Here is an 11718-nt window from a genome sequence, read left to right as displayed (position 1 = left end):
GGCTAACAACCATACGAAGCGGACCCGAAGGTCCATAATCATGGCTACAAACCGAAAACATGACGTTTTCAATTCATACCAAATAAGAAGTCTCAACACGAACACACAACACACACCGAAGGTGCACACCATGCGCCCATGCAGGACAATTGGCATTAACTATCAAGCACACTGTTGAGTTCTCAAGCAACCGACACGCACCGACTCCAACCCGTTTCCAGGCCTTCACTCGGGGCAACTTCTTAAACCTACCAGACCGGCCTCTTCGTTTCAAACCCGGGCGAACCGGGTCAAAACTGGAAGATCGGCTCCGTCGTTCGTTCTGGAGGCGCGAGGCGACCAGCTCGAGTTTCGGATTCCAGCCCCGGGAACAGCCACTTCGCGGCGGCTCCGAGGAGCTTCGCAGTGGTGTCTGTTTCTCCCTGCCGGGCTGACTTCGAGAACATTACGGGGACGTGAACCCCCAGGTCAACCTGGCCGGAGGTGACCCCGGTCACCGCCCCTCGGCACACCGCGTCGGCGCGCCTCGGTCCGCACGACCTCGCTCCTCCGAGGGCTCCGAGCACCTCCCCGCTCCACCGCTCTCCCGCGCGTCGCCGACGCTCGCGGGGGACCGGCTGCGTGCACCCTCCACGCAGCCACGCTCATCCACCCTCGATCGCGCCCCGGTACCTCTCCCCCAGCTCGCGCACCGCGTCGCGCAGCTCCTGGGGGCCGACCACCTCGAACGGCACGTCGAACATCCCGACCCAGGCCGCGAGCCCGCGCCAGGACCACGAGCCGGCGACCAGTCGGGACCGATCGCGGCCGATCGCCTCGATGACGCCCTGGTCGCCGACCCAGGGCGCGAGCGCGTCGGCCCGCGCCTGCAGCACCACCTCGCCCTCGACGGGCCACCGCGGGCGGGAGAAGACGTGCGTGACGTACGTGGCGACGTCGGGCTCCTTGTCCCTGCCCTTCCGCTCCCGCTCGCCCCCAGCCTCCGAGCCCGCGCCCGGGGGCACCGCCGGCAGCGCCCGCGGCGCGAACCGCGGCCCCGTCGGGGTCCTGGGCGTCATGCGGTCCACGCGGAACGTGCGCCAGTCCTCGCGCTCGAGGTCCCACGCGACGAGGTACCAGCGACCTCCCCACGTCACGAGGTGGTGGGGCTCGGCCCGCCGCGGAGGCCGGAATGCCGCGTCGCCCGACCCGAGCAGCGGAGAGGACCCGCCGTCGTAGTCGAAGCGCAGCACCTCGCGCGCCCGCACCGCGCTCCCCACCGCGACCAGCACGGCCTGGTCGACGACCGGCCGCGCCTCGTCCCGCGCAGACCGGACCGCGGTCACCTCGAGCGCGTCGATGCGTCCGCGCAGCCGCGCGGGCATGACCTGGCGGATGGTCGCGAGCGCACGGCGCGCAGGTTCTTCGATCCCGCCCACGTGGGTCGTCTGGAGGGCGACCGCGACCGCGACGGCCTGCTCGTCGTCGAACAGCAGGGGCGGGAGCTCGGCGCCCGCGTCGAGGCGGTACCCGCCGTCGGGCCCCTTGGTCGCGCGTACGGGGTAGCCGAGCTCGCGCAACCGGTCGACGTCGCGCCGCACGGTGCGTGGGCTGACGCGCAAGCGGTCGGCGAGGGCCTCCCCGGGCCAGTCCCGCCGGGCCTGGAGCAGGGAGAGCAGGGCGAGGAGCCGGGCCGATGTCTCGAGCATGCTCCCAGCGTCGCACGAGGTAGCGGACAGAACCTGACCGCTACCCCCGACAGGGTGGAGTCATCACCCACTCCTGGAGGACACCGTGATCCACACCCGCTCCCTCACGAAGGACTTCGTCGTGAGCCGCCACGAGACCGTGCACGCCGTGCGCGGGATCTCGCTCTACATCGAGCCGGGCGAGCTCGTCGCCGTCCTGGGACCCAACGGGGCCGGCAAGACCACGACCCTGCGCATGCTCACGACGCTCATCGCGCCCACCGCGGGCAGCGCGACCGTCGCGGGGTACGACGTCGTCGCGCACCCCGCGCAGGTCCGTCACCACATCGGGTACGTCGGGCAGGGCAACGCCGCGGGCCACAACCAGCGCGCCGTCGACGAGCTCGTGACGCAGGGCGTCGTCTACGGCCTCGACCGTCGGTCCGCGCGGCGCCGCGCCGACGAGCTGTTCGAGGCGCTCGACCTGACCTCGCTGCGCACGCGCAAGGTCGCGGACCTCTCGGGCGGGCAGCGTCGGCGCCTCGACGTCGCGATGGGCCTGGTCCACGCGCCCTCGCTCCTGTTCCTCGACGAGCCCTCGACCGGGCTCGACCCGCACAACCGCGCCAACCTGTGGGAGCACGTCCTGCGCATGCGGGCCGACGCGCTCACCCGGGCGGGCGACCCCATGACGATCGTCCTGACGACGCACTACCTCGACGAGGCCGACACCATGGCCGAGCGCGTCGTGGTCGTCGACCACGGCGAGGTCATCGCGGACGACACCGCGGAGGCGCTCAAGACGAACCTCGCCGGGGACCGCGTGGTCCTCGAGACCACGGTGCCCGACGACGGCGCTCGCCTCGCGCAGCTCGTCTCCCGCGCCGACGGGGTACGGGAGGTCGAGACCGACGAGACCCCGGCCCGCGGCACCCAGGTCACGGCACGGGTCACGGACGGCCCCGCGCTGCTCCCGGCCTTGCTGCGCGCGGCCGACCACGCGGGCATCACCGTGACCTCGGCCCAGGTCCACCGCCCGACGCTCGACGACGTGTTCCTCGCGCTGACCGGGCGCAGCCTGCGCGAGTCGGGCGCAGCAGACAAGACCAGTACCTCGGGCGCAGCAGACAAGGCCAGTACCTCGGGCGGCGACCCGTCTGACGCCGCCGACCACGTCACCGCACGGACCAGCGAGGGCGCCGCGCTCTCCGGGAAGGACGCAGCATGAGCACCGTCGGAACCACGACCTCTCCCGCCCCGCCCGGCGGCGGGCCCGCCGGTCCCCGTCGGGCCGGCCCGGTCGGGGGCCGCCCCGGCGCGCGCCCCCGCGGCCGGCTCACCCACCTGGCCCGCGACACCAGCATCGTCCTGGTCCGCGAGCTGCGGCCCCTGCTCCACGACCCGTTCTCGGTCGTGTTCGGCCTGGTCCAGCCCCTCGTGTTCCTCGCACTGTTCGGGCCGCTGCTCGTCGGCACGCTCAGCGGGCAGGACGGCGGCGCGGCCGGGACGCTGGGTGGCAGCGTCTGGCAGTGGTTCGTGCCGTCGATCCTCGTGATGACCACGCTGTTCGGCACCTCGACCACGGGCGCGAACCTCCAGCAGGAGCTCAACACCGGGGCTCACGAGCGCATGCTCGTCTCGCCCCTGTCCCGGCCGTCTCTGCTCGTGGGGCGCGCGCTCAAGGAGATGGTGCCGATCGCGGCGCAGTCGGTCGTGGTCGTCCTCGTGATGCTGCCGTTCGGGTTCGAGCTCTACCCCGTCGGCGCGGTCCTCGGGCTGCTCATGCTCGCGATCTTCGGCGTCGGGGTCGGGTCGCTCAGCTACGCCCTGGCCCTCGCGGTGCGCAAGCAGGAGTGGATGTTCTGGCTCGTGCAGCAGACGCTGCTCTTCCCGCTCATGATCCTGTCCGGCATGCTGCTGCCCCTCGAGACCGGGCCTGGATGGATGCGGGCCGCAGCCCACCTCAACCCCCTGACCTACCTGGTCGACGCCGAGCGCTCGCTGTTCGCTGGCGACCTGACCTCGTCGGCCGCCGCCTGGGGCTGGGTGGCCGCGGTCGTGACCGCCGCCGTCGGGCTGGCCGTGGGGATCCGGACCATGGTGCGCAGCACGGACTGACTCCCCCCAGGACGGAGACGGGGCGGCACGCCCGCAGGCGTGCCGCCCCGTCGTCGGCGTCGTCGCCGGCCGGGCGTCAGGCGCGGTGGCCGGGCGTCAGGCGTACTGCTCGCGGAACGCGTCCGTGAGCGTGGGGCCGCCGTCGCCCAGGCGCCACACGCTCCACCCGTCCGCCGTCGCGGTCCCCGACACCGCGACCGCTGCCGCGTCCGGGTGACGGAAGCGGGCGCCGTCGTTCAGCTCGATGAAGCCGTCCGGGTACAGGACCGCCTCGAAGCGCTGCCCACGACGCGGGCGCGACCAGACGAGCGAGACCGGGGTCCCGAAGGCCCGAGCGAGCGCGTGGAGGTCGGGGTCGTCGTCCGGGTCGTCGTCGAGGGGCGAGGCGGACGTGGGAGGTGGGGACAGCACCAGGTCCTGACCCAGCGGGTCGATCGTGCTCAGGGCGTCGACCACGGGGACGTTCGCGGGCGGCTGGTAGGACAACGGGTCGTACGCGGGCTCCTCGGCCTGGTACGACTCGCGCGTCAGCACGGACTCCCGCGTCCGGATCGACTCGCGGGTCCTGATGGACTCGCGCGTCAGGATCGAGGACCGGCTGGGCGTGCGCGACGACAGGGCGTCGTCGGGCGGGCTCGAGTACGCCGACGACGACGAGTAGCGCCCCTGCTCCGAGGCCTCGTCCCCCGGGGGGCTCGCCAGCAGCGGGACGAGCCGTAGGTCGTCTCTGCGGCCCCGAGCTCCGTGCCGCGACGACGGTCGGCGCGCGAGCGCTGCGTGACGATCGGCAGCTTGCCCGTCAGAGCGCGACCCACCGCGACGCCCTCCGCGAAGTCGGCCGTGGCCGCCGCGGACCGGGTCCCGACCGCGGGACGAGGCGGCGCCGCGGGGACCGTCGAGCGTGACCGGCGCTCGGGGACCAGGGGCGAGACGTCGACGAACCGGCGGCCGTCGGCGCCGTGCATGACCCCGAGCTTGAGGACCGAGACCGACGACCCCGGCTGGCGCAGGAAGTCGAGGGCGTCCACGATCCCGTCCTCCGCGCTCGAGCAGATGACGATCAGGCGGGCCCCCGTGGCGCGCGACGTCGCCTGCGAGCGGGTCAAGGGGACGTTGTCGTAGAACGTCGAGACGTCCTGCTGGAAGCGCCCGGCGCCCCCGGCGTAGCGGCTCGCGAGCTCGGCGCGCGTGAGCTGGCCAGCCCGGCCCGCATGGTTCATGGCCCGGGTGAGCGTCTCCTCGGTCAGCTCGGCGACGACCTCGATGACCACGGGCAACCCGGCCGCGTCGAGAGCCAGGAGGTGCGGCTCCTCGACCGACGACCCCTGCCGCACGGGGAAGATCTGCTCACCGAGCAGGCCGTCCAGGTGACCGTCGACCACGCGCTGCGCGACCGTGCCGAACCCCCCACCCGCCGGCTGCGACGGGCGGACGAGAACTGGACGCTCGGCGTCCACCTCGAAGAGGGGCATCGTGGTCTCCTGCGACTTGTGACACGGCTCGTAACGCAGCCTCGAACGCTGCCCGGGACGGCGGCGTTGCCGCATAGCCTACGACGCCCGTGAGTGCACGCCGTAAACGCCCGTTTCACCCTGTGGGACGCGGGCGGTGCGTGACGCTCAGTCGCGCGCGAGCCGCTCCTCGACGCGCTCGACCTTGCCCGTCAGCTCCCCCGTGTGACCTGGGCGGATGTCCGCCTTGAGCACGAGCGAGACCCGGTGCCCGCCCGCGCCGACGGCCTCGGTCGCGCGCTTGACCACGTCCATGACTTCATCCCACTCCCCCTCGATCTCGGTGAACATCGACGTCGTCCGGTTCGGCAGACCCGAGGCGCGGACGATGCGGACTGCCTCGGCGACGGAGTCCGTGACGGACTCGCCGGCACCGAGCGGGGCGACGGAGAAAGCGAAGATGGCCATGCGTCCATCATGCCGCGTCCCGCAGGCAGCCCGGGCTTCGCGGCCGGTACCTGCCGGCCGCATCTTCTGACAGGCCCGGGGGCGCGCCGTAGCGTGGTCGCATGGTCACCAGACGCAGCACGCAGACGGTCGGGGACGACGCGGTCGTGGCCGCGACGGGGCAGCCCCGGGCAGCCTGGTTCGAGCTCCTCGACGCGCAGGGCGCGACCGGGTGGACGCACACCCGGATCGCGACCTGGCTCGTCGAGGACCAGGGCGTCGACGCGTGGTGGGCGCAGTCGCTCACGGTCGCCTACGAGCAGGAGCGCGGGCTACGCGCGCCCGGGCAGCGGGCCGACGGCACGTTCGACGTCTCGGTCACCAGGACGGTGGACGCGACGCCCGCGGCGGTCTACGCCCTCGTGTCCGACGACGGCGCCCGCGCCGCGTGGTTGGCTCCCGCTTTGGCGGAGGTCGGGGTCGCGGGCGACCTCGACGTCGTCGGGCGGACGATAGACCGGTCGGTGCGGCTGCGCTGGCCCAACGAGGCCGTGGGCGGAGCGACCGGGCGCGCGCGCCGTGTGCTCCTGAGCTTCGACGCCGCGAACCCGGGCGTGGCCGGAGGCTCCCGGACCCGGGTCGCGGTGAGCTACTCGGGGGTGCCGACGGTCGACGAGGTCGCGCCGCTCAAGGAGTTCTGGAAGGGCCGGCTCGACGCGCTCGCGGCGCTGCTCTGAGGGGCTCCCTCGCCGAAGGTGGGACGCGGCTCGCCGTCGTGCGGGCACGGCGCGCGCCGTGGACGGGTCGTCGGCCCTCGGGTGCGGGCTCACCGCGCCAGGCGTCCCCCGCTGCACGTAGCGTGGGCCTCATGCGAATCGGAGCACACGTCGACCAGGCCGACGCCGTCAACCAGGCACGAGCGATCGGCGCCGACCAGGTCCAGGTCTTCCTGGGCGACCCGCAGGGCTGGAAGGGCGCCGAGTTCACCTACCCGGGCGGGGCCGAGGCCCTGCGCGCGGACGCCGCGGCAGCGGACCTCGACGTCTACGTACACGCGCCGTACGTCATCAACGTCGCGAGCACCAACAACCGCATCCGCATCCCGAGCCGCAAGTCGCTCCAGAAGATCGTCGACGGCGCAGCCGAGATCGGCGCCAAGGGCGTGATCGTGCACGGCGGCCACGTGACCGCGAACGACGACGTCGCGGTCGGCTACGACAACTGGCGCAAGGCGATCGACGCGCTCGACGCCAAGGTCCCCGTCCTGATCGAGAACACGGCGGGCGGGGCCAGGTCGATGGCCCGCACGATCGAGAGCATCGGGCGGCTGTGGGACGCGATCGGGGCTGCGGAGGGTGGCGACCAGGTCGGCTTCACGCTCGACACCTGCCACGCCTGGGCGGGCGGGATCGACCTGAGCACCGCCGCGGACCGGGTCCGCGCGGTGACGGGCCGGATCGACCTGGTGCACGCGAACGACAGCCGGGACACGTTCGACTCGGGGGCGGACCGCCACGCGCACTTCGGCGACGGGCTCGTCCCGCCCGACGAGCTGGTCGCGGTCGTCGCCTCGGCCGGGGCGCCCGTGATCTGCGAGACGCACGGCGACATGGGGCCGGACATCGCCTGGTTGCGCTCGCGCCTGGGCTGAGAGGCCCGACGGCGCAGCCCGCCCCGGGTGGCCGGGTGCGGTGTGCGGTGGCACGAGCCCGGGCGAGCAGCGGAGCCGGCCGGTGCGGCGGGGCAGGCCGGGGCGTCCGTCCCTGGGTCGAGACGGACGCCCACCGCATGCTCGGCACCCCCGGGCCGCAGCTGCCGGAGCCCGGGCGCCCCCGAGGTCCGGCCCCGTCGGGTCAGCCCGTGTTCTGCAGGCCGGCCGCGACGCCGTTGACCGTGAGCAGCAGCAGGTGCTGCAGACCGTCCTTGTACTCGCCCTCGGCACCCGAGCGCAGGCCGCGCAGCGCGCGCAGCTGGAGCAGCGAGAGCGCGTCGACGTACGGGCTGCGCAGCTGGACCGCGCGGCCCAGGACGCGGCGGCCGGCCAGCGGCCACTCGCTGCCCGAGATCTTGAGGACCCACTCGCGCGTCAGGCGCAGCTCCTCGAGGATCTTCTCGGCCAGGTCGTCGCGGTCGCCGAGCGCGAGGTAGCGCTCCGCGATCCGCTCGTCGGCCTTGGCGAGCGACATCTCGACGTTGTCGATGAGCGTCGCGAACAGCGGCCACTCGCGGTGCGCCTCGCGCAGCCGCTCGAGGTCGCCGAACTCGCGGAGCGAGGTGCCCAGGCCGTACCAGCCGGCGAGGTTGATGCGGGCCTGCGACCACGAGAAGACCCACGGGATCGCGCGCAGGTCCTCGAGCGACTCGACCGACAGTCCGCGGCGGGCCGGGCGCGAGCCGATCGGCAGCAGGCCGACCTCCTCGAGCGGGGTCACCTCGGAGAACCACTGCGGGAACCCTTCGCTGCGGACCAGCGCGTGGAAGTGCTCGCGCGACGACGAGTCGAGCGCGGCGGCCACGTCGGCGAAGCGCGCGGTGGCCTCTGCGTTGCGGCGCTCGACCGACGGCGCGGAGGCGAGCAGCGTCGCGGCCGCGACCTGCTCGATGTGCCGGGCGGCGATCGTCGCGTCGCCGTAGCGGGCCGTGATGACCTCGCCCTGCTCGGTGAGCTTGAAGCGGCCGTCGACCGAGCCCGGGGGCTGGGCCAGGACCGCGCGGTTCGCGGGGCCGCCGCCACGCCCGAGCGCACCGCCACGGCCGTGGAACAGCGTCAGGTTGATCTCGTGGCGCTGCGCCCACTCGGCGATACGGCTCTGCGCGGAGTGCAGCGCGAGCGTGGCCGAGACCGGGCCGACGTCCTTGGAGGAGTCCGAGTAGCCGAGCATGACCTCGACCTTGCGGCCGTTCTCGGCGAGCCGGCGCTGGACCTGGGGCAGGTCGAGCGAGGCCTCGAGGATCTCGACGCTCGCCTCGAGGTCGGCGAAGGTCTCGAACAGGGGGATCGCGTCGATCACCGGGGCGTCGTCCGCGCCGTCGAACGCGTGCTCGGCGAGCTGGTAGACCGCGGCCAGGTGCTCGGGCTTCTGCGTGAACGAGACGATGTAGCGGCGCGCGGCACGGATGCCGTAGCGCTGCTGGATCGAGCCGATCGCGCGGTAGGTGTCGAGGACCTCGCGCGTGCGGTCGGACAGCTGGCCGTGCACGCCGTGCTCCGCGATCTCCGCGAGGGCTGCCTCGTGGACCTGCGAGTGCTGACGGACCTCGAGCTCGGCCAGGTGGAAGCCGAAGGTCTGGACCTGCCACACGAGCTGCTGCAGGTCGCCGTAGGCCGCGCGGGGAGCGCCCGCCGCGATGAGCGAGTCCTGGACGACCTTGAGGTCGGCCTCGAGCTGCTCGGGCGTCTGGTACGCGAGGTCGGCGTCACGCAGGCGCGTCGCCGCGACGCGACGGGCCACGACGAGCATGACCGCACGGTGCGGCTCGCTGGGCGACTCGGACGCGGCCTCGGCCGTGATGGCCTCGGAGAGCTGACGCTGCTTCTGCCACAACGATCGCAGGCCGTCGGAGGCGGGCGTCCCCTGCTCGTCGAGCGTGAGCGTGCGCCCGATCCGCTGGGCGGCCTGCTCGAGAGCCCGGAGCGCGTGGTCGGCCGCGATCGTCGCGGCCTGGCGCGTGGTCTCTGCCGTGACGTTCGGGTTGCCGTCGCGGTCGCCACCGATCCAGGTGCCCAGACGCACGAACGGCGCGGCGAGCGGGCGGTCGTGACCCGCCTTGTCCGCCAGGAGCCAGTCGTCGAGGCGACGGTAGACGGTGGGGAACACCGAGAAGAGGGTCGCGTCGAACACGCTCATCGCGGTGCGGACCTCGTCGAGCGGGGTCGGCTTCGCGGCGCGGATCGGGGACGTGCGCCACAGGCCGTCGATCTCGGCGAGGAGCTTGCGCTCGTTCTCGGCGAGCGACGCGCCGCCGGCCGGCAGGCCGTCGCGCTCGGTCAGCAGCGCCGACAGGCGACGGATCGAGGCGGACACGGCCCGCCGGCGGGCCTCGGTCGGGTGAGCCGTGAGGACAGGGCGGAACTCGAGCCGCTGGAGCCGGGCGAGCGCCTCGGCGTGACCGACCTCGTCGGCGAGCTGCGTGAAGGCCTCGGGCAGCGTGTCGTCGACCACGGACGGGGCCAGCTCGGCCTCGCGGTCGTGCAGGACGCGCACCCGGTGGTGCTCCTCGGCGAGGTTCGCCAGGTGGAAGTAGACCGTGAACGCGCGCGCGACCTGCTCGGCGCGCTCGTGGCTGAAGCTCTCGACGAGGCGCTCGGCCTCCTCGAGCGCGGCGTCGGCGTGCTCGCCGTACGCGCGGATCGAGAGCTCGCGCAGCTGCTCGACGTCGTCGAGCAGCGCGGGGTCCCCCGTCTCCGTCAGGACCGTGCCGAGCAGTCGGCCGAGGAGGCGGACGTCGTCACGCAGCGGCGCCGGGACCTCGTGCCGGGCGCCCGTGCGGCCGTTGCCGTCGGTGGATTCGGGGGGAAGGTTGTCGCTCACAGGTCGGAAGCCTAAGTGCTCCGGGTCCCGGCGCGTCCACGCGTCTGCCTGGTGGTCGGTCGGGTCGGCAGGTGCGGAGCGCCCGGACCGTGCGTTCGCGGCACGCGGAGCGGTCGGTCCCCCGGGCAGCACGACGCCCGGGCGAGGAGACCTCGCCCGGGCGCGTGACGTCGTCGGGAAGGGCCCCTCCCCGTACCCGGTCAGTCCGTGTACGCGCCCTGCCACACCGTGTCGAACGGCGCGTGCGAGCTCACGCGCGCCTCGATCGCCTCGGTGACCATCTGCTTCGCGACGCCCACGGCGCGCTCGACGTCGTTGCCCTTGGCGAGCTCCGCGGTGATCGCCGCGGCGAACGTGCAGCCCGCGCCGCTCACGCGCTCCTCGCCCACCTTGGGGACCGAGAAGACCGTGATCTCCTGGCCGTCGAACAGGACGTCGACGGCGTCCGGGCCAGGAAGCTCGACGCCGCCCTTGACGACGACGAAGTCCGGGCCCAGCGCGTGGATGCGCTCGGCGGCCTCGACCAGGTCGTCGACCGACTCGATCGTGTCCATGCCGGACAGGATCTTGGCCTCGAACACGTTCGGGGTGATGACCGTGGCGAACGGCAGGATCTTCTCGCGCAGCGCGGTGTCGGTGTCGAGGGCCGCGCCCGGCTCCTGGCCCTTGCAGATCAGGACCGGGTCGAGGACCACGTGGTGCCAGCGCTGGCTCGCGAGCGACTCGGCCACCACGTCGATCGTCGCGGGCGTGCCGAGCATGCCGATCTTCACGACGTCGAGGTCGTACGTGCTGGTCGCGGCCTCGAACTGGTCCGCGATGACCTGCGGCTCGACCGGGACGAACCGGTGCCCCCAGTCGTTCTCGGGGTCGAACGACACGATGCACGTCAGGGTCCCGACGCCGTAGACGCCCAGCTCCTGGAACGTCTTGAGGTCGGCCTGGATGCCGGCTCCCCCGGTGGCTTCCGATCCGGCGATGACGTACGCGAGGTTGACCATGGTGCTGCCTGTGTCCTTCGAGAAAGGTGTGGTGGGCCCGGGCCGAGCCCCCTGGAAAGCCTACGCCGCGCCGGCCCGTCAGCACCCGTCGGTACCCGCCATCACCCGTCACCGCCCCGGCCGCACCACCTCGGCCTCGTACGCGAGGATCACGAGCTGGACGCGGTTCGTGAGCCCCACCTTGGTCAGCAGCGAGCGCACGTGGCTCTTGACGGTCGCCTCCGAGAGGAACAGCTCGTCCCCGATCTCCTTGTTGGACAGGCCGCGCGCGACGGCCAGGAGCACCTCGCGCTCGCGCGGGGTCGCGAGCTCGAGCCCCGACGCGCCGCCGGGGGCGCTCGCGACGCCCGAGCCCGCGTGCCAGTCGGAGAGCTCGACGTAGCGCTCGATGATCCGTCGCGTGACGCCGGGGTCGAGCAGGCTGTCGCCCGCCCGCACCCGGTGGACCGCGCTCACGAGCGACTCGGGGTCGGCGTCCTTGAGCAGGAACCCCGCGGCCCCG

At 73.1% G+C, this 11718-nt stretch carries 11 protein-coding genes; 4 read left to right on the top strand and 7 right to left on the bottom strand.

The annotated features are described in order from the left end of the window. Positions 1-644: 644 nt before the first annotated feature. Positions 645-1688, bottom strand: a complete 1044-nt coding sequence (locus OERS_RS19595) for a helix-turn-helix transcriptional regulator (protein WP_068627692.1) — start codon at positions 1686-1688, stop codon at positions 645-647. A gap of 85 nt (positions 1689-1773) precedes the next feature. On the opposite strand from OERS_RS19595, the gene OERS_RS19590 reads away from it, so the two are divergent. Then, positions 1774-2895 carry an ATP-binding cassette domain-containing protein gene (locus OERS_RS19590; RefSeq protein WP_083201625.1) on the top strand — a complete coding sequence of 374 codons (1122 nt, stop codon included), beginning with the start codon at positions 1774-1776 and terminating at the stop codon, positions 2893-2895. Further along, the gene (locus OERS_RS19585; protein ID WP_083201624.1) at positions 2892-3785 is read left to right on the top strand and encodes an ABC transporter permease; all 894 of its coding nucleotides are present in this window, start codon (positions 2892-2894) and stop codon (positions 3783-3785) included. Before OERS_RS19590 ends, OERS_RS19585 begins: the two co-directional genes overlap by 4 nt. Positions 3786-3881: 96 nt before the next feature. On the opposite strand, the gene OERS_RS19580 is transcribed toward OERS_RS19585, so the two are convergent. The 3 genes from OERS_RS19580 to OERS_RS19570 form a co-directional block, all read right to left on the bottom strand. Next, on the bottom strand, positions 3882-4319 hold the full coding sequence (locus OERS_RS19580; protein ID WP_068627691.1) for a restriction system modified-DNA reader domain-containing protein: 438 nt from the start codon (positions 4317-4319) through the stop codon (positions 3882-3884). Between the two features lie 47 nt (positions 4320-4366). Further along, the gene (locus OERS_RS19575) at positions 4367-5257 is read right to left on the bottom strand and encodes a hypothetical protein (protein ID WP_068627690.1); all 891 of its coding nucleotides are present in this window, start codon (positions 5255-5257) and stop codon (positions 4367-4369) included. Positions 5258-5404: 147 nt separating this feature from the next. Then, the gene (locus tag OERS_RS19570) at positions 5405-5704 is read right to left on the bottom strand and encodes an MTH1187 family thiamine-binding protein (RefSeq protein WP_068627689.1); all 300 of its coding nucleotides are present in this window, start codon (positions 5702-5704) and stop codon (positions 5405-5407) included. Between the two features lie 101 nt (positions 5705-5805). Between OERS_RS19570 and OERS_RS19565 the strand changes: the two genes are divergently transcribed. Continuing rightward, positions 5806-6420, top strand: a complete 615-nt coding sequence (locus tag OERS_RS19565) for an SRPBCC family protein (RefSeq protein ID WP_068627688.1) — start codon at positions 5806-5808, stop codon at positions 6418-6420. A 131-nt stretch (positions 6421-6551) separates the two neighbouring features. Beyond that, positions 6552-7334: a deoxyribonuclease IV gene (locus tag OERS_RS19560; protein ID WP_068627693.1), complete on the top strand. Its 783-nt coding sequence runs from the start codon at positions 6552-6554 to the stop codon at positions 7332-7334. A 202-nt stretch (positions 7335-7536) separates the two neighbouring features. On the opposite strand, the gene OERS_RS19555 is transcribed toward OERS_RS19560, so the two are convergent. From OERS_RS19555 to OERS_RS19545, 3 genes are all read right to left on the bottom strand, one after another. Further along, positions 7537-10215, bottom strand: a complete 2679-nt coding sequence (locus OERS_RS19555) for a phosphoenolpyruvate carboxylase (protein ID WP_068627687.1) — start codon at positions 10213-10215, stop codon at positions 7537-7539. Between the two features lie 200 nt (positions 10216-10415). Further along, a complete protein-coding gene (gene thiD / locus OERS_RS19550) occupies positions 10416-11216 on the bottom strand; it encodes a bifunctional hydroxymethylpyrimidine kinase/phosphomethylpyrimidine kinase (RefSeq protein ID WP_068627686.1) in 801 nt (266 codons plus the stop codon). Positions 11217-11324: 108 nt separating this feature from the next. Continuing rightward, a partial coding sequence (locus tag OERS_RS19545; protein WP_139107956.1) for a response regulator transcription factor occupies positions 11325-11718 on the bottom strand: 394 nt, incomplete at its 5' end.

This window comes from Oerskovia enterophila, from assembly GCF_001692445.1.
In the GTDB taxonomy this organism is placed as follows: Bacteria; Actinomycetota; Actinomycetes; order Actinomycetales; family Cellulomonadaceae; genus Oerskovia; species Oerskovia enterophila.
The sequence above is the reverse complement of the archived record's forward strand: the minus strand, read 5'-3'. Positions and strand labels throughout refer to the sequence as shown.

What these genes read in the sequence shown, in the direction of transcription:
- OERS_RS19595 (WP_068627692.1), bottom strand. Translation starts at nt 1,688, where the DNA reads ATGCTCGAGACATCGGCCCGGCTCCTCGCCCTGCTCTCCCTGCTCCAG.
- OERS_RS19585 (WP_083201624.1), top strand. Translation starts at nt 2,892, where the DNA reads ATGAGCACCGTCGGAACCACGACCTCTCCCGCCCCGCCCGGCGGCGGG.
- OERS_RS19575 (WP_068627690.1), bottom strand. Translation starts at nt 5,257, where the DNA reads ATGCCCCTCTTCGAGGTGGACGCCGAGCGTCCAGTTCTCGTCCGCCCG.
- OERS_RS19570 (WP_068627689.1), bottom strand. Translation starts at nt 5,704, where the DNA reads ATGGCCATCTTCGCTTTCTCCGTCGCCCCGCTCGGTGCCGGCGAGTCC.
- OERS_RS19565 (WP_068627688.1), top strand. Translation starts at nt 5,806, where the DNA reads ATGGTCACCAGACGCAGCACGCAGACGGTCGGGGACGACGCGGTCGTG.
- OERS_RS19560 (WP_068627693.1), top strand. Translation starts at nt 6,552, where the DNA reads ATGCGAATCGGAGCACACGTCGACCAGGCCGACGCCGTCAACCAGGCA.
- thiD (WP_068627686.1), bottom strand. Translation starts at nt 11,216, where the DNA reads ATGGTCAACCTCGCGTACGTCATCGCCGGATCGGAAGCCACCGGGGGA.